Raw genomic sequence first — 18774 nt, forward strand, 5'->3', positions numbered from 1 at the left:
TTGATGTCCCTTCTTCTGACGCGGCAAACCGCCCCCTTGCTGCTGGTCCAGCGCCGCCTGCCCTGGGGCCTGGCCGGCCTGTTGCTGCTGGCCTTCGGCGTGGTGCCGGTGCTGGGCAACGACTATTGGCTCAACGCGATCCTGATTCCGTTCCTGGTGCTGTCCCTGGCCGGGCTCGGGCTCAACCTGCTGACCGGCTACACCGGCCAGACCTCGGTGGGCGCCGCCGGCTTCATGGCCGTGGGGGCCTTTGCCACCTACGGTATTCTGCTGCGCCTGCCGCAGCTGGGGCTGCCCCTGGCCCTGCTCGGCGGCGGCCTGATCAGCGCCCTGGTGGGCTGGCTGTTCGGCCTGCCCAGCTCGCGGATCAAGGGTTTCTACCTGATGGTCAGCACCCTGGCGGCGCAGTTCTTCCTGGAGTGGCTGTTCGTCAAGTTTCCCTGGTTCTACAACTACGGTTCCTCGGGCACCATTTCGGCGCCGCAGTTGAGCCTGCTGGGCCATGACCTGAACCACCCCCAGGGGCGCTACCTGCTGACCCTGGTGACGGTGCTGCTGTTGACCTGGGTCGCGCAGAACCTGGTGCACAGCCAGGTCGGGCGCAACTGGATGGCGATCCGCGACATGGACACCGCCGCCGCAGTGATCGGCATCCCGGTGGCCCGCTACAAACGCCAGGCGTTTGCCGTCAGCTCGTTCTACCTGGGCATCGCCGGTGCGCTGTGGGCCTTTGCCTACCTGGGCACCGCCAGCGCCAGCAGCTTCGATATCAATCGTTCGTTCCAGATCCTCTTCATCATCATTATCGGCGGCATGGGCAGCGTGGCCGGCAACTTCGTCGGCGCGGCCTTCATCAGCCTGTTGCCGATTCTCCTCAGCCATGCCGGGCAGGCACTGCTGGGCGGGGCGGTGGACGCCGGGCAGTTGCAGAACCTGCAGAAAATCATTTTCGGCGTGCTGATCATCCTGTTCCTGATCAAGGAACCCGAGGGCCTGATCCGCTTGCTGGGCAACTTGCGCGAGCGCCTGCGGCACTGGCCGCTGCGCTTCTGAATTCCTCCTCCCAGAACAGAGAGACAACATGCGTGCATCCTTGAAAGCTTCCCTGGCCGGCGCGGCGTTGCTGCTGGCGGCGGCCGTTGCCCCGGCAGCCCAGGCCGGGCCGGACCAGCAGTTCTTCCCCCTGGCCACCTACCGCGTCGGCGCCTATGCCTCCAGCGGGGTGCAGGTGTGGGCCGGGATGATCGACTACCTGAACTACATCAACCAGGTGGAGGGCGGCATCAACGGGGTCAAGCTGGTGTGGCAGGAGTGCGAGACCGAGTGGACCGCCGAGAAGGGCATCGAGTGCTACGAGCGCTTCAAGAACGGCCTGGATGGCGCACCGGTGGCGGTCTACCAGCCCAACGGCGCACCGGCGGCCTATGCCCTGAGTGAGCGTGCCGAGGTGGACAAAATCCCGCTGATCACCCTGGGCTACGGCCGCACCGAAGCCACCGACGGCACGGTGTTCCCCTACAACTTCCCGGTGATGCTGACCTTCTACAGCGAGGCCTCGACCCTGGTGAACTACATCGCCCAGCGCGAGGGCGGGTTCGACCGGCTCAAGGGCAAGAAGATCGCCACGCTTTATCACGACTCCGCCTATGGCCGGGAAACCCTCGGGCCGCTCAAGCTGCTGGCCGAGAAGTACGGTTTCGAGAACATCCAGATTCCGGTGGCCGACCCGGGCAACGAGCAGTCGGCGCAATGGCGGCAGATCCGCCAGCAGAACCCGGACTGGGTGTTCCTGCGCACCTGGGGCGTGTCCACCCCGGTGGCGGTGAAGACCGCCGCGCGCTTCGGCTTCCCGGTGGACCACATCATCGGCGATATCTGGGCCAGCTCCAGCGAAGACGTGCTGCCGGCCGGCGCCGCGGCCAAGGGTTACCTGGCGCTGACGCCCTACCCGGCGGGCAGTGACTTCGAGATCCACAAGCGCCTCAAGCAGTACATCCTCGATACCGGCAAGAGCGACCTCAAGGACCTGAAGAATTTCGGCAGCGTGTACTACAACTCCGGCCTGGTGAACGCGGCGGTGGCGGTGGAGGCGATCCGGACCGCCCAGGGCAAGTTCGGCAAGCGCCCGCTCAATGGCGAGGAAGGGCGCTGGGGCCTGGAACACCTGAACATCGACGACGCCCGGCTCAAGGACATGGGTTACCTGGGGCTGATGCAGAACCTCAAGCTGTCCTGCCGCGATCACGAAGGCGGCGGCGCGGCCCGGGTGCAGCAATGGGACGGCGCCAACTGGACCCTGATCAGCGAGTGGATTGCCGCCGACCGCGCGCTGCTACGGCCGCTGATCGACGAAAAGGCCGCGGCCTTTGCCAAGGAGAAGCGCCTGGTGCCCCGTACATGCAACGAGGGTGACTGAACCATGAGCCACAGCGCCACGGCCGCGACGGCCGAGACCTTGCTGCAGGTACAGGACATCGAGGTGATCTACGACGGCGTGATCCTGGCGCTGGCCGGGGTATCTTTGAGCGTGCCCCGGGGGGCCATCGTCGCCTTGCTGGGGGCCAATGGCGCCGGCAAGAGCACCACCCTCAAGGCCATTTCCGGGCTGGTGCGGGCCGAGCGTGCCGAGCTCAGCCGCGGCGCCATCGCCTTTGCCGGGCAGGACCTGGCCGGGGTCGACCCCAGCCAGCGGGTGCGCCAGGGCATGGTGCATGTGCTGGAAGGGCGCCACGTCTTCCCCCAGTTGACGGTGGAAGACAACCTGCGCGCCGGCGGCTTTGTCCGTGGCCTGGGCCGGCGCCAGCTGGAACAGGACCTGGAGCGTATCTACAGCTGGTTTCCGCGGCTGCTGACCAAGCGCCGGGTGCGCGCCGGGCTGACCTCCGGTGGCGAGCAGCAGATGCTGGCCATCGGCCGGGCGTTGATGACTCGTCCTACTTTGGTACTGCTGGATGAACCGTCCATGGGCCTTGCGCCTATTATCGTCCAGGAGATTTTCCAGATCGTCGCCCAGCTCAATCGCGAGGCGGGGGTGAGCTTTCTGATCGCCGAGCAAAGCATTAATCTGGCGCTCAAGTACGCTTCCCATGCCTACCTGCTGGACACCGGCCGCGTGGCCTTGTCCGGCAGCGCCGAGCAACTGCTGGCCCGGGGCGACCTGCAGGATTTCTACCTGGGCAAACACTGACCGTGAGCATTCCATGAGCCAAACCCACACCGGACAGGCAACCCCTGCCACCCGTGATGCGCCAATCCTGATTGTCGGCGGCGGCCTCAGCGGCGCCTTGCTGGCCGCCCAGTTGCTGCGCCTGCCGGGCCAGCGACGGATCCTGGTCATAGAACCGCGCAGCGAGCTGGGGCGCGGCGAGGCCTACAGCGCCGTGGAGCTGGGGCACACCCTCAATGGCAACGCCGCGCGCATGAGCGTCGACCCGGACAACGCCGACGACCTGACCCAATGGCTGGCCCGGCACATCGCCGAGGGCGGCTGGCCCGAGTCGGACCGCCAGCATGTGCCGGTCAGCGAACTGTTTCCGCCCCGCGGGCTGTTTGGTGTCTACGTCCAGCAGCGCCTGGCCGAGGCCCAGGTGCAGGGCCGGGCGCAGGGCTCCTCGTTGAGCCATGTGCAGGGCGAGGCGGTGGACCTGGAAACCGGCCCTGACGGCGTGCTACTGACCCTGGCCGATGGCCGGCAACTGCCCGGCGCGGTGGCGGTGCTGGCCACCGGCATGTTCCCGGCGGCGCGTACCCCGCAGACCCGTTCCAGCGGCCTGAATGCCGCGGCGCTGGACCCCTGGGATGTGGCGGCCATGGCCCGCCTCGATCCCCGGGCGACGGTGCTGATCATCGGTTCCGGGCTGACCATGGTGGACGCCGTGGTGTCCCTGGAGCAGGCCGGGCATCGTGGGCCGATCGAGGTGTTTTCCCGGCATGGGCTGCTGCCACACGTGCGCCGCCAGCCCCCGGCCTGGGAAGACTTTCTCGGCGCTGACCCGAGCATCCGCAGCCCTCGGCAACTGCTGCGGGCGCTGCGCCAGCAATGCCGCGTGGCCGAGGCCCAGGGCATCGACTGGCAGGCCCCGCTGGACACGGTGCGGGTGCATATAGGGCGCCTGTGGAGCCAGGCCAGCGAGGTGCACAAACGCCAGTTCGTGCGCCATGTACGGCCCTGGTGGGAAAGCCATCACCATCGCTCGCCGCCCCTGAGCGCCGAGCTGGTGGCGCGCCTGCATGAAGAAGGGCGGTTGCGGATTCATGCCGCTTGCTACCAGGGCCTGGAGCCGGGCGACGAAGGCCGGCTGGCGATCCGCCTGCGCTACCGCGGCAGCCAGGACAGCGTGCGCATGGCGGGCGATGCCCTGATCAACTCCAGTGGCATCGAATACGACTGGCGCCGGGTGGCGCGGCCCTTGCCGCGCCAGCTGCTGGCCCGCGGCCTGGTGACACCCGGGCCTTTGGCCCTGGGCATCAGCGCCGCACCCGATGGTGCCGTGCACAACGCCCAGGGCCAGGCCTGCGAGCGCCTGTTCGCCATGGGGCCGCCCCTGCGCGGCCTGTGGTGGGAAAGCACCGCCGTCACCGACGTTGCCCTGCAGGCCAAGGCCCTGGCCGCGCGCCTGGCCAACCACCAACCGTAGGCGCTGGCTTGCCAGCGAAGGCGCCCGCAAGATCGCCTTCGCCGGCAAGCCGGCTCCTACAGTGCCACCCAGCGCTGTTCGGCGGCTGCAGTACGGATCGCCGCGGCCAGGCGCTCCACTTCCCAGGCTTCAGCGAAATCCGTGCCGTCCCGGCCCTGGCCGCACAGGGCCATGATCAATTCGTGAACTTCCAGGGTCTTGAGTTCGTTGTAGCCCAGCTGGTGCCCCGGGGCCGGGCTGAAGGCCGCGTAGCCGGGCAGGGCGGGCCCGGCCAGCAGGCGCTGGAAACCCTTCTGGCCGACCCGGTACAGGCGCAGTTCGTTGAGGCGTTCCTGGTCGAACGCCAGGGTGCCGAGGGTGCCGCTGATCTCGAAGCTCAGGTGGTTCTTGTAACCATGCTTGATCCAGCTGCTGCTCAGCGTACCCCGCGCGCCATTGGCAAAGCGCAGCAGGGCATGGGCCTGGTCATCCACGGCGATGGCGCGGCGTTCCTGGCTGCCGGCTTCGGTGGGGCGTTGCAGGTGCACGGTCTGGGTATCGGCGCACACCGCCTGCACCGGCCCCATGAGAAAGCGTGCCATGGCCAGCAGGTGGCTGCCCAGGTCCGCCAGGGCGCCGCCGGCGTGCTGCGGCTCGCAACGCCAGGACCAGGGGGCATCCGGGTCGGCCATGAAGTCTTCGCTGAACTCGCCCTGGAAACTCACCAGTTGCCCCAGTTCGCCGTTGCCGATCATGTCCCTGGCCTGGGCGATCACCGGGTTGTGCTGGTAGTTGTAGCCCACCCGGGTCACCACCCCGGCGGCCTGGGCCGCGTGGTGCATCTGCCGGGCCTGTTCGACGCTGACCGCCAGGGGCTTTTCGCAGTACACCGCCTTGCCTGCGGCCAGCGCCGCCATGGCCATGGGGAAGTGCAGGTGGTTGGGAGTGGTGATGGCCACCAGGTTGACCCGGGGGTTGGCCACCAGGGCCTGCCAGTCGGCATGGGCCTGGGCAAAGCCCCAGGCGCCGGCGCAGTGTTCGCCGCGCTGGGCGTCGGCGTCGGCCAGGGCCGCCAGGTGCAGGCGCACCGGCAATTCGAAGACCGCGCCGGCACTGCGAAACGCCAGGGCGTGGGCACGCCCCATGAAACCGGTGCCGATCAAACCAATGCCGAGCTCGTCCATAACCGCACCTGCAGAATTATTGTTCTAGGGAAGGCTAGTTATGGAATAAATATTCTTTAATTGCAATTGGTGGAATTAAAATTTTGAAAGACGCCTGTAGGAGCCGGCTCGCCGGCGAAAAGGGCCGCCTGAGTTGCGCCGGGCTCAAGGCCCTCTTCGCTGGCCAGCCAGCTCCTGCGGGAAATGAAAAAGGCAGCCCGGAGGCTGCCTTTTTTGTGGTGCAAGCGGGCCTCAGGAGAGGAAGCCGCCGTCCACATTGAGCGAGACACCCGTGGTGTAGCTGGAGGCGTCGCTGGCCAGGTAGAGCACCGCGCCGGCCATTTCGCTGGGGTCGGCCACGCGCTTGAGGGGGATCTGCGCCAGGGCGGTCTTGAGTATGGCGTCGTTCTTGACCAGGGCCGAGGCGAACTTGGTATCGGTCAGGCCCGGCAGCAGTGCGTTGCAGCGGATGCCGAACTGCGCGCATTCCTTGGCGAAGACCTTGGTCATGTTGATCACCGCGGCCTTGGTCACCGAGTAGATGCCCTGGAAGATCCCCGGCGAGATGCCGTTGATCGAGGCCACGTTGATGATGCTGCCGCCGCCGTTTTCGCGCATCAGCTTGCCGGCTTCCACCGACATGAAGAAGTAGCCGCGGATGTTGACGTCGACGGTCTTCTGGAAGGCCCCCAGGTCAGTGTCCAGGACGTTGCAGAACTGCGGATTGGTCGCGGCGTTGTTGACCAGGATGTCCAGGCGCCCGAACTGTTCGCGAATGCCGGCGAAGACTTGGCTGATCTGCTCCATTTCACCGATGTGGCAGGCAATGGCGGTGGCCTTGCCGCCGGCGGCGATGATCGCGTCGGCCACGTGTTGGCAACCTTCGAGCTTGCGGCTCGACACGATGACATGGGCGCCTTGCTGGGCCAGCAACTTGGCAATGGCCTCACCGATGCCGCGGCTGGCGCCGGAGACGAATGCGATCTTGCCGTCGAGGTCGAACAACTGAGTCTTGGACATGGTTTTTCCTTGTTTTGGCTGTCGAGCGCCGGGGCGCGGTCAGAGGCTGGATTTGTGAATGACCTGCAGGCTCATCTGCTCCAGCAGTTTGTTCATGTGAATGAACTGCGCGAAGCGTTTGTCCTGGGTCTGGCCATGGTAGAAGCGGTAGTAGATCTGCTGCACGATGCCGGCCAGGCGGAACAGGCCGTAGGTGTAGTAGAAGTCGAAGTTGCCGATTTCGATTCCCGCGCGCTCGGCGTAGTAGTCGACGAACTGCTGGCGGGTGAGCATGCCCGGGGCGTTGCTCGGCTGGCGGCGCATCAGTTGCACCGGCGCCGGGTCGCCGGCCTCGATCCAGTAGGCCAGGGTGTTGCCCAGGTCCATCAGCGGGTCGCCCAGGGTGGTCAGCTCCCAGTCCAGCACGCCGATGATCTGCATCGGGTTCTGTGGGTCGAGGATCACGTTGTCGAAGCGGTAGTCGTTGTGCACGATGCTCGAGGTCGGGTGGTCGGCGGGCATCTTCTCGTTGAGCCAGGCCTTGACCTTTTCCCAGTGCGGCGCGTCCGGGGTCAGGGCCTTCTCGTAGCGGTCGCTCCAGCCCTTGATCTGGCGCTGCACATAGCCTTCGGGCTTGCCCAGGTCACCCAGGCCGCAGGCGCTGTAGTCGACCCGGTGCAGCTCGACGAAACGATCGATGAAGCTCTTGCACAGCGCCTCGGTCTGGCCGGCATCCAGGCCCAGCTCCGGCGGCAGGTCGGAGCGCAGGATGATGCCCTTGACCCGTTCCATGACATAGAACTCGGCGCCGATCACCGACTCGTCGGTGCAGTGCACGTAGGCTTTGGGGCAGTAGGGGAAACCGTCCTTGAGCTGGTTGAGAATGCGGAACTCGCGGCCCATGTCGTGGGCCGACTTGGCCTTGTGGCCGAAGGGCGGGCGACGCAGGACAAACTCCTGCCCGGGGTATTCCAGCAGGTAGGTGAGGTTCGAGGCACCGCCCGGGAACTGGCTGATCTGCGGCGTACCGCTCAGGCCGGGGATGTGCGCCTTGAGGTACGGGTCGATCAGGTTGGCATCGAGTTCCTCGCCGGAGCGAGTGCGGGTGGACTGGTCTGTAAGCGCCATGCTTATCCCTTCTGCTTATTCTGGAGGCCAGAGATTATTGGCTAATCTAATGCGCCTACCGGCCCCTCACAATCGCGGCGGGCCTTTATAGGTGCGCGTGTTGCCGGACAATCATTGCTTTTGATACAAGCGTTTGAATTTAGCCCCGTGTGTCTACGACCCGATGAGAGCAAGCCGGCTCCTACACCAGTCATGCAGGCACAGAGGTTGTCCGCCCCACGAGCATAGGCGTTGACTCGGGGCTGGGTCAGTTCGGTGCCGGCAGGGCCAGCGGGGTCAGCAGTGGCCGGCCTTCGAAGTGAGCCAGCAGGTTCTGGCCGACCATCGCCACGGTATCGCGGCTGGCCTGGGGCGAAAGGCCGGCGACGTGAGGGGTCAGCACCACATTGTCCAGGCCCTTGAAACCGTCCGGTACTTGCGGCTCGTCATCGAACACGTCCAGGGCCGCGCCGGCAATCCGCCGCTGCTGCAGGGCCTGCAGCAGGGCGTTGGTGTCCACCACGCTGGCCCGGGCGATGTTCACCAGGAAACCTTCGGGGCCAAGGGCTTCCAGCACCGGCTGGTCCACCAGGTGCCGGGTGTCGGCGCCGCCCGGGGTGGCGATCACCAGGACGTCCGAGTCCCGGGCCAGTTCCACCAGGGTCGGGCAGAAGCGGTAGGGCTGGTCGGGGCGTGGCTGGCGGCTGTGGTAGCTCACCGGCATGTCGAAGCCCAGGGCGCAGCGCCGGGCGATGGCCTGGCCCACGGCGCCGAGGCCGAGCACCCCCAGGCGCATGCCGGCCAGGGACGGGCGCAGCACCTTCGGCCAGTGCCCCTGGCGTACCGCGGCGTCGGACTGGGGAATGCCGCGCACCAGGGCCAGCAGCAGGGCCAGGGCATGATCGGCCACGGACGAGGCGTTGACCCCGGCGCCATTGGTTACTGCGATCCCGCGATTGCTCGCCGCTTGCAGGTCCACTTGCTCATAGCCGGCGCCGATCACGCAGATGATCTGCAATCGGGGCAGGGCGGCGATTTCCGCCGCGCTCAGCCCCAGGGGGCCACGGGTCAGCACCGCATCGATCTGCCCGGCGTGGTCCCGGATCGCCTGGGCCCGGGTCTGTGGGGTGGGCGCCAGGATCAGCCTGAAACCCAGGTCTTCGAGGTGCGGCAGGTAGGCGTTGACGTTTTCAACCAGGACCAGAACGGTGGCGCGCATGGCGGACTCCTCGTGGGTTAGCGGGGCAGGGGTTGGCGCAATTGAAAGATGTTGCCTTCCGGGTCGATGCCGTCGCAGGCCCGGGCGTCCTTGAATTGCCATTCGCGCTCGGCCTCGTACACCCGGCCACCGGCCTTGGCAGCGCGCTGCCGGGCCCGGGCCAGGTCGTCTACCTGGAACAGCGGCTTGCAGGCGCAATCGCTGCGGGGCAGCGGCGGTTCCTGGAGGACGATGCGCGCAGCAATCGCTGGCGGCACCTGGACCAGGGTCAGCTCGAAGCCCTGGTGGGCCAGCTGCTGGTAATCGGCTTGCTGTTCGGTGATGGGCCAGCCCAGCAGTTCGGCATAGAAGCGGGCGAGGGAAGGTGGATCAAGGCTGTAGAGGAGGCAGCCGGCGATCGTCGTGGCGCTCATGGAGGGTTCCATACGGGCAGGGGCGAAGGCTCAAGGGTGCGGGTTGCGAGGGGTTTTGGCAATGCTCGCCGGCACCGTTCCCGGGGGAATCACGCCATGTTCGGCGTGCCCGGGGCGGTGTGGGGACGATGGGGTCAGAAGGTTACGTCGGCGGTCGTGGCCAGGCGCACGAAGGGGCCGTTCAGGGTGGCGTTATGGTGGGCGATGATGGTTCTTGCCCCGATCAGCGGCGTGTCCATGCAGGTGTGGGCGTCCTCTACCAGCACGGCGGCAAAGCCCAGGTCGCCGGCGGCGCGGCAGGTGGTATCGACGCAGTACTGGGTCTTCATGCCGACGATCACCAGTTCATTGACCTGGGCCTCCTGCAGGCGCTCGGCCAGCCCGGTGCCGACAAAGCAACTGGGGCGGGTCTTGTCCAGTACGCAGTCCAGCTCTTCATCCACTTCCAGGGTCGGCAGCAGTTGCCAGAAGGGGCTGCCAGCGGCAATCGGGGATTCGGCGGGGCCGGTATGGCGCACGGCGAAGATCGGCGCCCCGGCCTGGCGGGCGCGGCGGATCAGTTGGTTGATGTTTTCCAGGACCTGCTCGCGCTTGTAGGGCTTGTCCGGTCCATTGAACAACCCGACCTGCATATCGATCACCAGCAGGGCACGCTTGGCGTTGGATAAAGGCATCTTGTCTCTCCTTGTAGTGCCAGCTGGACGGAGAAACAAAAGGCCCCGTCCATTGCTGGCGGGGCCTTGGTTCTACTGTGCTTGTGTCATCCCGCACAGCCACCACACGACCCGCCGGAGGCAGTCGTGGTGGTGGAGGTAGGGTTCAGCGCGTAGATATTCATGGGGTCCGATCATGCCGCCTGCCCGTGAGGCTTGTCAACGCGGCCCGCTAGGGGCCGGCTTGCCGGCGAATGGCGTCTTCAGGCGGGCACCTTCGCTGGCAAGCCAGCTCCTGCGGAACCCGGATTGAGCGGGAGAGGGCCGGGCCAGACGCTTTCCCATCAAACGAAAAAATACCTGCAGCGCATAAACCGTTCCTCAGCTGAGTCTATGCAGCGCCCTTGGAATCCCGGACAATCGCGCCCCCTCTTTTCGCTCGGGCACTGCCTGTCGGGTACTCCGATACGCCCGGGTGAATGGCAAACGACCGGAATGTGGAGATCCCACCGGATGAATGATCAGGCCAACAGCGTTGATCAACGCTTTGAAACCGCGGCCCCAGCGACCCTGACCCGCTGGAACCGCCAAGACACCACCTGGATGCTCGGCCTGTTTGGCACGGCCATCGGTGCCGGTACCCTGTTTCTGCCCATCAATGCCGGCATCGGCGGTTTCTGGCCGCTGTTGATCCTGGCGCTGCTGGCCTTCCCCATGACCTTCTATGCACACCGCGGCCTGACCCGCTTCGTGCTTTCCGGGCGTGACGGTGCGGACATCACTGACGTGGTGGAAGAGCATTTCGGTCTCACCGCCGGTGCCCTGATCACCTTGCTCTACTTCTTCGCGATCTTCCCGATCCTGCTGATCTACAGCGTGGCCCTGACCAACACCGTCGACAGCTTCATGACCAACCAACTGCACATCGCGCCGCCACCGCGGGCGATCCTGGCCCTGGTGCTGATCTTCGGCCTGCTGGTGGTGGTGCGTTGCGGCGAGCAGGTGATCGTCAAGGCCATGAGCCTGATGGTCTACCCGTTCATCGTGGCCCTGCTGTTCCTTGCGGTGTTCCTGATCCCGCACTGGAATGGCGGCATCCTCGCCACCGTCAGCGATGTCCCGGCGCCTTCGGCCTTCCTGCATACCCTGTGGCTGGCGATTCCGGTGATGGTCTTCTCGTTCAACCATTCGCCGATCATCTCGGCCTTTGCCGTGGACCAGAAGCGCCGCTATGGCGTGCACGCCGAAGAGCGCAGCTCGCAGATTCTCTCGCGTGCCCACCTGCTGATGGTGGGCATGGTGCTGTTCTTCGTCTTCAGCTGCGTACTGACCCTGAGCCCGGCGCAACTGGCCGAAGCCAAGGCGCAGAACCTGTCGATCCTGTCCTACCTGGCCAACCATTTCCAGAATCCGACCATCGCCTTTGCCGCGCCGTTGATTGCCTTCGTGGCCATTGCCAAGTCCTTCCTGGGCCACTACATCGGTGCCAGCGAAGGCCTCAAGGGCCTGATCGGCAAGAGCGGCCGGCGCCCGGGCACGAAAACCCTGGACCGCGTCACCGCCGCCTTCATGCTGGTGATCTGCTGGGCCGTGGCCACCCTCAACCCGAGCATCCTGACGATGATCGAGACCATGGGCGGCCCGGTGATCGCGGCGATCCTGTTCCTGATGCCGATGTACGCCATCCGCAAGGTGCCGGCCATGGCCCGCTACCGCGGCCAGGCTTCCAACGTCTTCGTGACCCTGGTGGGCCTGGTGGCCATTACTGCCCTGGTGTACTCCCTGGCGTCCTGACAGCCTTCCGGTAGGAGCCGGCTTGCCGGCGAAGAGGCCCGCAAGCCAACTGCAAGGTGCGCGGACGCCTCCCTGGCGAACCCGCTGCTGCACACAACGCCGTCGGTACTTCACTGTACCGGCGGCGTTGTCGTTCAAGGCATTGATCAGTATTGTTTGCTGCCTTGAATAAAGGGCTAAGCTGGTGCTCTTATTGCTGCCAGGAACCCGCCCATGGCCATTCCCGCCCCTCTGGCTGCAAGCCTGCCCAAACATGTTTATTCCGTTGGGCGACACCCCCTGAATCTGGATTTTGCGTTGTCACGGATGAACCCGATTGGCCACTGAACCCCTGACCCACCCAACCGCTGCACCCAAGCGCACCCGCGACCTGCTGGCCGGCCTATCCATTGCCGGCCTGTTATTGCCGGAAGCCGTAGCCTATTCCAGCATCGCCGCCTTGCCGCCCCAGGCCGGGGTCATTGCCCTGTTTGCCGGGTTGCTGTGCTACGGCCTGTTGGGCACCAGCCGCTTTGCCATTGTTTCTGCCACTTCATCGTCGGCCGCGGTGCTGGCGGCGGCCACCCTGTCCCTGGCCGGTGGCGACGCCCAGCTGCGCCTGAGCCTGGCCTTTGCCCTGGTGCTGCTCACTGGGGTGTTCTTCCTCCTGGCCGGGCTGTTCCGCCTGGGGGGCGTGACCGCCTTCATTGCCAAGCCGGTGCTGCGCGGCTTTGCCTTCGGCCTGGCGTTGACCATTGTCCTCAAGCAGTTCGCCACCGTGGTCGGGGTGCACCTGAGCACCGGTAACCTGGTGCGCTTCCTGCCGCAGTTGCTGGAGCAGTGGCCGCAATGGAACTGGGCCGGCGCCGCGGTGGCGGCGGTGGCGCTGCTGGTGCTGGGGATCTGCTCGCGAATTCCCTATGTGCCCGGCGGGCTGGTGGCGGTGGTGATCGGCATTGGCGCCGGCCAGTGGTTCAACCTGCCGGCCCATGGCGTCGACCTGATCGGGGTCATCGAACTCAAGCTGGAGGTGCCGAGCCTGCCACAACTGCCTTTTGCCGACTGGCTGCGCCTGGGGGAGCTGGCGTTCGCCCTGGTGATGATCCTGTATGCCGAATCCTATGGTTCCATCAGCTCCTTTGCCCTGAAGCATGGCGACCGGGTTTCCTCCAACCGCGACCTGCTGGCCCTGGGCGCTTCCAATCTGCTCTCGGGGCTGTTCCATGGCATGCCCGCGGGGGCCGGCTACTCGGCCACCTCCGCCAATGAAGCGGCCGGGGCGCGCTCGCGCCTGGCAGGGCTGACCGCGGCGGCGGTGATGCTGCTCATCGTGCTGACCGTGCTGCCCTATATCGCCCTGACCCCGGAGCCGGTGCTGGCGGCGATTGTCATGTACGCCCTGGGCCATGGCCTGAGCCTGCAACCCCTGGGGCGCTACTTCATCTGGCGGCGTGACCGGGTGCTGGTGATCTGCGCGGTCAGCGCGGTGCTGGTGCTGGGGGTGCTGGACGGGCTGCTGCTGTCAGTGGGTATCAGCATCCTGTTGCTGCTGCGGCAGATGTCGGCGGCGGATATCCAGATCCTCGGGCAACTGGGCAGCGGCCACGACTTTGTCGATCTCAGCCGTCATCCTCAGGCCCGGCAGGTGCCCGGCGTGCTGATCCTGCGGCCGGGGGAGGCGCTGTTCTTCGCCAACGCCGAACGCATCCTCGGCGGCGCCCTGCGCCTGATACGCCATGTGCAGGCGCCGATCCACAGCATCATCCTCAGCCTGGAGGAGTCCCCGGACCTGGACGGCACCAGCATCGAGGCCCTGGACGAGTTCTTCCGCCAGGTCAGCCTGGAGCACAAGCACCTGGCCCTGGCGAGGCTCAAGCACGAGGCCAAGGACGCCCTGGCACTGCTGCCGTCGAGCCGCGAGTACCAGGTGCTGCTCAGCGGCACCAGCGTCGACGACACGCTGCAGGAGAGCCTGCGGGGCTGGAAGGCCGGGGCTATTTCCCAGGCATAAAAAAACGCCGCGTATCGTGGAATACGCGGCGTTCCTTCTTACAACGCTACAGCCTTAGGCTTGCACCACCGGGATGTTGGCGTTGGCAGCCGCTTCACGGAACTCCGCGATCTGGTCGAAGGACAGGTAGCGGTAGATATCGGCCGCCATGCTGTCGATCTTGCCAGCGTATTCCATGTACTCCTCGACGGTCGGCAGGCGACCCAGGATCGAAGCCACCGACGCCAGCTCGGCCGAAGCCAGGTAGACGTTGGCGCCATCACCCAGACGGTTCGGGAAGTTACGGGTCGAGGTCGACACCACGGTGCTGTTCGGCTCGACGCGTGCCTGGTTACCCATGCACAGCGAGCAGCCCGGCATTTCCATGCGTGCGCCGGCCTTGCCGTAGATGCCGTAGTAGCCTTCTTCGGTCAGTTGGTGAGCGTCCATCTTGGTCGGCGGCGACAGCCACAGACGGGTTGGCAGCTGGCCCTTGACCTGATCCAGCAGTTTACCGGCAGCGCGGAAGTGACCGATGTTGGTCATGCACGAACCGATGAACACTTCGTCGATCTTCTCGCCAGCAACGCTGGACAGCAGACGGGCGTCGTCCGGGTCGTTCGGCGCGCACAGTACAGGCTCGCTGATGTCGGCCAGGTCGATTTCGATGATTTCGGCGTATTCGGCGTCGGCGTCGGCTTCCATCAACTCAGGGTTGGCGATCCAGGCTTCCATCGCTTGAGCGCGACGTTCCAGGGTACGTGCATCACCGTAGCCTTCGCCGATCATCCAGCGCAGCAGGGTGATGTTGGACTGCAGGTACTCGGTGATCGACTCTTTCGACAGCTTGATGGTGCAACCGGCAGCCGAACGTTCGGCCGAGGCGTCGGACAGTTCGAACGCCTGCTCCAGGGTCAGGCCTTCCAGGCCTTCGATTTCCAGGATGCGGCCGGAGAAGGCGTTTTTCTTGCCTTTCTTCTCGACGGTCAGCAGGCCGTTCTGGATGGCGAAGTAAGGAATGGCATGGACCAGGTCACGCAGGGTGATGCCAGGTTTCATTTTGCCCTTGAAGCGCACCAGGATCGATTCCGGCATGTCCAGCGGCATGACGCCGGTGGCAGCGGCGAACGCCACCAGGCCGGAACCGGCCGGGAACGAGATGCCCATCGGGAAACGGGTGTGGGAGTCACCACCGGTACCGACGGTGTCCGGCAGCAGCATGCGGTTCAGCCACGAGTGGATGATGCCGTCGCCCGGACGCAGGGAAACGCCGCCGCGGGTCATGATGAAGTCAGGCAGGGTGTGGTGGGTGGTCACGTCGATCGGCTTCGGATACGCCGCGGTGTGGCAGAAGGACTGCATCACCAGGTCAGCGGAGAAGCCCAGGCACGCCAGGTCTTTCAGTTCGTCACGGGTCATTGGACCTGTGGTGTCCTGGGAGCCCACGGTGGTCATCTTCGGTTCGCAGTAGGTGCCAGGACGAACGCCTTTGCCTTCTGCCAGGCCGCAGGCCTTGCCGACCATCTTCTGCGCCAGGGTGAAGCCCTTGGTGCTTTCAACAGGGGCTTCGGGCTTCTTGAACAGGTCGAACGCAGGCAGGCCCAGTTCGGCGCGAGCCTTCTCGGTCAGGCCACGGCCGATGATCAGCGGGATACGGCCGCCGGCACGGACTTCGTCGAGCAGGACCGGGGTCTTCATTTCGAAGGTGGCCAGGACTTCGTCGGTACCGTGCTTGCAGACTTTGCCTGCGTGCGGGTACAGGTCGATCACATCGCCCATGTTCATCTTCGACACGTCGAATTCGATCGGCAGGGCGCCGGCGTCTTCCATGGTGTTGTAGAAGATCGGGGCGATCTTGCTGCCGAAGCAGAAGCCGCCGGCACGCTTGTTCGGAACATAAGGCACGTCGTCGCCGAAGAACCACAGCACCGAGTTGGTGGCCGATTTACGGGACGAACCGGTGCCGACCACGTCGCCGACGTAGGCGATCGGGAAGCCTTGACCGCGCATTTCTTCGATCTGCTTCATCGGGCCGGTCTTGCCTTGCTCGTCCGGAACGATGCCGTCACGGGCCATTTTCAGCATGGCCAGGGCGTGCAGCGGGATGTCCGGGCGGGACCAGGCATCAGGAGCAGGGGAGAGGTCGTCGGTGTTGGTTTCGCCGGTGACCTTGAACACCCGCAGGCTGATCTTGTCGGCCAGTACCGGGCGATTTTTGAACCACTCGCCGTCGGCCCAGGATTGCAGTACGCCTTGGGCGTGAACGTTGCCGTTCTTGGCTTTTTCCGCGACGTCGTGGAAGGCGTCGAACATCAGCAGGGTGTGCTTGAGTTGAGCGGCGGCCACTGGCGCCAGTTCGGCGTCGTCCAGCAGGTTCACCAGGGTCACGATGTTGTAGCCGCCCTGCATGGTGCCCAGCAGTTCAACGGCGCGCTTCTTGTCGATCAGAGGGGAGGAGGCTTCGCCTTTGGCCAGCGCGGAGAGGAAACCGGCCTTGACGTAGGCAGCTTCGTCGACTCCTGGTGGAACGCGGTTGGTGATCAGGTCAACGAGGAAAGCTTCTTCGCCAGCCGGGGGATTCTTCAGCAGCTCGACCAGGCCTGCAGTTTGTTCGGCGTTAAGCGGCTGGGGAACGATACCCAGTGCTGCACGCTCTTCGATATGTTTGCGGTAGGCTTCAAGCACAGTTATTACCCTCATCAGTGGTCCCAAATGGGTGTCCGGGACGCTCATCCCGAAATTGCCGTACTCATGCGCTGCGTGGCGTTGTGGGCCACTTAGCCAGAATTACCGACAATTCCTTACAGAAGCTGCTTTCAAAGTTTTACGCCTGCAGAACGGGGAGCTGATGAGGGTTGGCGTTGGGTTTTTCCCCGCTGGAAAAACCCCTCGCCAACACCGCTCTGAAGGAACGACTGTGCTCGTGACGCTTTGAAAACAGCTTCAAACGGACATTGGCGCCTAAAAAGGCTGGCTGATTCTACGGTAAAAAAAGCCTCAACGTAAGTTGCTGTATTGAAGTTTGAGGGGTGATCAATCTTAGACAAAGGGCTAACATTGCCCACTGTTTTGCTTTTGCGTGCGTTGTCTATCTATGCCCAATCAGACCATCAAGACCCCCTGCGTCGGCCTCTGTTCCACGGTTTACGGCGATCTGGTATGCCGTGGCTGCAAGCGTTTCCACCATGAAGTGATCAACTGGAATGGTTACAACGAGGAGGAAAAACGCGCGGTCTGGCTGCGTCTTGAGCACCTGCTGGTGCAGGTGATGGCGGCCAAGCTGGAAGTCTTCGATCCGGCGCGCCTGCGCGAGCAGCTGGAGCAGCGCAAGATCCGCTTCGTGCCCCATCAGTCCGAGTATTGCTGGGCCTACCAGCTGATTGCCCGCGGCGCGCGAGTGATCAACCAGCTCGATGCCTATGGAATGGTGCTGCTGCCGGAGTTTCGCGACTGGGCCTTGCCGGAGTTGCGCGACGCCATTGATCGGGAATTCTTCCTGCTGTCCGAAGCCCACTACCAGCGCTACATCGCCCCCGGCTTTCTCAAGGATGCCCTCGGCTGAGTGCTCCGCCGCCAAGGCGCCCCCCACGCAAATGCCACTGCAGGAGCTGGCTTGCCAGCGAAGACGGCTGCCAGGGCGGTGCAAGGCTTGCGGGCCTCTTCGCCGGCAAGCCGGCTCCTACGGGGTGAGGTTGATCGGGCTCTGTAGGACTGGCTTGTCGGCGAAAGCGCCGTCATGGACGGCGCAGATTACGCGATGGCGTTGCGGGGGAGGGGGCTCAAGCCTTGGCCGCCAGCTCTTCCAGGTGATCCATGATGTCCGCCGGCTTGAGCACCAGCACGTCGCTGTCCAGGGAGTCGAGCACCACTTCGGCGGTGTTGCCGATCAGTGCCCCGGAAATCCCGGTGCGGGCCACGGTGCCGATGATGGTCAGCACGGCGCCAAGCTTGTGGGCCAGGTGGGGAATCAGCACATCGGCCGGGCCTTCCTCGATATGCAGGTGGGCGTCGTCGATGTCGAACTCGGCCTGGAACGCCTTGCACTGCTCGCGATAGCGCGCCTCGATGGTTTCCTTGAGCTGGAACACCGGGTCGGCGGCCGACAGCATCGGCGACGGGTGAGCGCTGATCACATGCAACTGGGCCTTGGCCAGGCTGGCGATATCGAAGCCGTGGTCGACGATACTGGCGTGCAAGGCCCGGTGCTCGCCGTCCATGTTGCCGACGTCGATAGCGGCCATCACCACGCCGCCGACCCAGGGCGTGGCGGTCTTGACCAGCAGCACCGGGGTCGGGCAGTAGCGCAGCAGTTTCCAGTCCGCCGGGGTCAGCAGGGCTTTCTTCAGCGGGGCGTCCGGCAGGTGCTGCTTGATCACCAGGCCGCAGCCCTCGGCCTGCTGCACATCGATGATGGTTTCGTGCAGGCTTTCGTTCCAGGCCTGCTCGGTGGTGACGCTGTAGCCTTCGCCGGTGAGGCTGCTCTTGAGTACGCTCAGCAGCGCCGAATGCTCGTGCTTTCTGTCGCAGACCAGCAGGTGCAGGTGGGCCTGGGTGACCCCGGCAATCAGCTTGGCGCGCTTGAGGGCAAGGCTTTCGCCGGGCGTGGGATCGATGACCACCAGGATACTGCGGATGCTTTGCATGATCGGGATCTCCAGGAAGGGATGAACGGTTAGGGTCTGTTCCCGTTTGGCCCAGCGACGCGGCTCGTCACCAAACGGGAACAGACCCTAGCGTGCACAACTATAGTTGCTGGCGCCCGGGCCGGATGTTGATGCATATCAATCGCGGCCGCTGGTGGTCTGCGGCTCGGCCGGTATAATCGCCGGCCTTTCGCTATG

Annotated in this window: 15 protein-coding genes; 7 read left to right on the forward strand and 8 right to left on the reverse strand. The window is 65.0% G+C overall.

From position 1 onward, the window contains the following. Positions 1 to 3 precede the first annotated feature (3 nt). From AC07R1_RS02915 to AC07R1_RS02930, 4 genes are read left to right on the forward strand one after another with little or no spacing between them, the layout of a single operon-like run. Entirely contained in the window at positions 4 to 1053 is a 1050-nt protein-coding gene (locus AC07R1_RS02915) for a branched-chain amino acid ABC transporter permease (protein ID WP_047336614.1), read from the forward strand. Positions 1054 to 1081: 28 nt separating this feature from the next. Then, entirely contained in the window at positions 1082 to 2416 is a 1335-nt protein-coding gene (locus tag AC07R1_RS02920; RefSeq protein ID WP_011060918.1) for an ABC transporter substrate-binding protein, read from the forward strand. 3 nt (positions 2417 to 2419) lie between these two features. After that, positions 2420 to 3187 (forward strand): ABC transporter ATP-binding protein, encoded by a 768-nt coding sequence (locus AC07R1_RS02925; protein ID WP_015635334.1) that lies wholly within the window; start codon positions 2420 to 2422, stop codon positions 3185 to 3187. Between the two features lie 13 nt (positions 3188 to 3200). Then, complete coding sequence (locus AC07R1_RS02930) at positions 3201 to 4637, forward strand: FAD/NAD(P)-binding protein (RefSeq protein ID WP_019094299.1); 1437 nt, start codon at positions 3201 to 3203, stop codon at positions 4635 to 4637. A gap of 56 nt (positions 4638 to 4693) precedes the next feature. Here AC07R1_RS02930 and AC07R1_RS02935 read toward each other — a convergent pair whose 3' ends face one another. From AC07R1_RS02935 to AC07R1_RS02960, 6 genes are all read right to left on the reverse strand, one after another. Next, positions 4694 to 5800 carry a Gfo/Idh/MocA family protein gene (locus AC07R1_RS02935; RefSeq protein ID WP_011060921.1) on the reverse strand — a complete coding sequence of 369 codons (1107 nt, stop codon included), beginning with the start codon at positions 5798 to 5800 and terminating at the stop codon, positions 4694 to 4696. Positions 5801 to 6031: 231 nt separating this feature from the next. Further along, positions 6032 to 6799, reverse strand: coding sequence for an SDR family oxidoreductase (locus tag AC07R1_RS02940; protein ID WP_011060922.1), 768 nt, complete (start codon positions 6797 to 6799; stop codon positions 6032 to 6034). Positions 6800 to 6838: 39 nt separating this feature from the next. After that, positions 6839 to 7906 carry a phosphotransferase family protein gene (locus AC07R1_RS02945; RefSeq protein WP_011060923.1) on the reverse strand — a complete coding sequence of 356 codons (1068 nt, stop codon included), beginning with the start codon at positions 7904 to 7906 and terminating at the stop codon, positions 6839 to 6841. Positions 7907 to 8153: 247 nt separating this feature from the next. Then, positions 8154 to 9104, reverse strand: coding sequence for a 2-hydroxyacid dehydrogenase (locus AC07R1_RS02950; protein ID WP_262214769.1), 951 nt, complete (start codon positions 9102 to 9104; stop codon positions 8154 to 8156). A gap of 17 nt (positions 9105 to 9121) precedes the next feature. Next, positions 9122 to 9517 carry a VOC family protein gene (locus tag AC07R1_RS02955; RefSeq protein ID WP_019094301.1) on the reverse strand — a complete coding sequence of 132 codons (396 nt, stop codon included), beginning with the start codon at positions 9515 to 9517 and terminating at the stop codon, positions 9122 to 9124. Between the two features lie 134 nt (positions 9518 to 9651). After that, a complete protein-coding gene (locus AC07R1_RS02960) occupies positions 9652 to 10191 on the reverse strand; it encodes a cysteine hydrolase family protein (RefSeq protein ID WP_123430918.1) in 540 nt (179 codons plus the stop codon). 492 nt (positions 10192 to 10683) lie between these two features. Between AC07R1_RS02960 and AC07R1_RS02965 the strand changes: the two genes are divergently transcribed. Both AC07R1_RS02965 and AC07R1_RS02970 read left to right on the forward strand, forming a co-directional pair. Then, on the forward strand, positions 10684 to 11964 hold the full coding sequence (locus AC07R1_RS02965; RefSeq protein ID WP_019094303.1) for a serine/threonine transporter: 1281 nt from the start codon (positions 10684 to 10686) through the stop codon (positions 11962 to 11964). Positions 11965 to 12280: 316 nt separating this feature from the next. Next, positions 12281 to 13954: a SulP family inorganic anion transporter gene (locus AC07R1_RS02970; RefSeq protein WP_019094304.1), complete on the forward strand. Its 1674-nt coding sequence runs from the start codon at positions 12281 to 12283 to the stop codon at positions 13952 to 13954. Between the two features lie 54 nt (positions 13955 to 14008). Here the strand turns inward: AC07R1_RS02970 and acnB are convergent, their stop codons facing one another. Then, on the reverse strand, positions 14009 to 16618 hold the full coding sequence (gene acnB, locus AC07R1_RS02975; protein ID WP_019094305.1) for a bifunctional aconitate hydratase 2/2-methylisocitrate dehydratase: 2610 nt from the start codon (positions 16616 to 16618) through the stop codon (positions 14009 to 14011). A 409-nt stretch (positions 16619 to 17027) separates the two neighbouring features. On the opposite strand from acnB, the gene AC07R1_RS02980 reads away from it, so the two are divergent. After that, on the forward strand, positions 17028 to 17495 hold the full coding sequence (locus tag AC07R1_RS02980) for a DUF1289 domain-containing protein (RefSeq protein ID WP_368994981.1): 468 nt from the start codon (positions 17028 to 17030) through the stop codon (positions 17493 to 17495). Between the two features lie 217 nt (positions 17496 to 17712). Here AC07R1_RS02980 and AC07R1_RS02985 read toward each other — a convergent pair whose 3' ends face one another. Then, complete coding sequence (locus AC07R1_RS02985) at positions 17713 to 18576, reverse strand: universal stress protein (protein ID WP_011060931.1); 864 nt, start codon at positions 18574 to 18576, stop codon at positions 17713 to 17715. Positions 18577 to 18774: the final 198 nt, after the last annotated feature.

The organism is Pseudomonas sp. GW821-FHT07F01 (assembly GCF_059418825.1).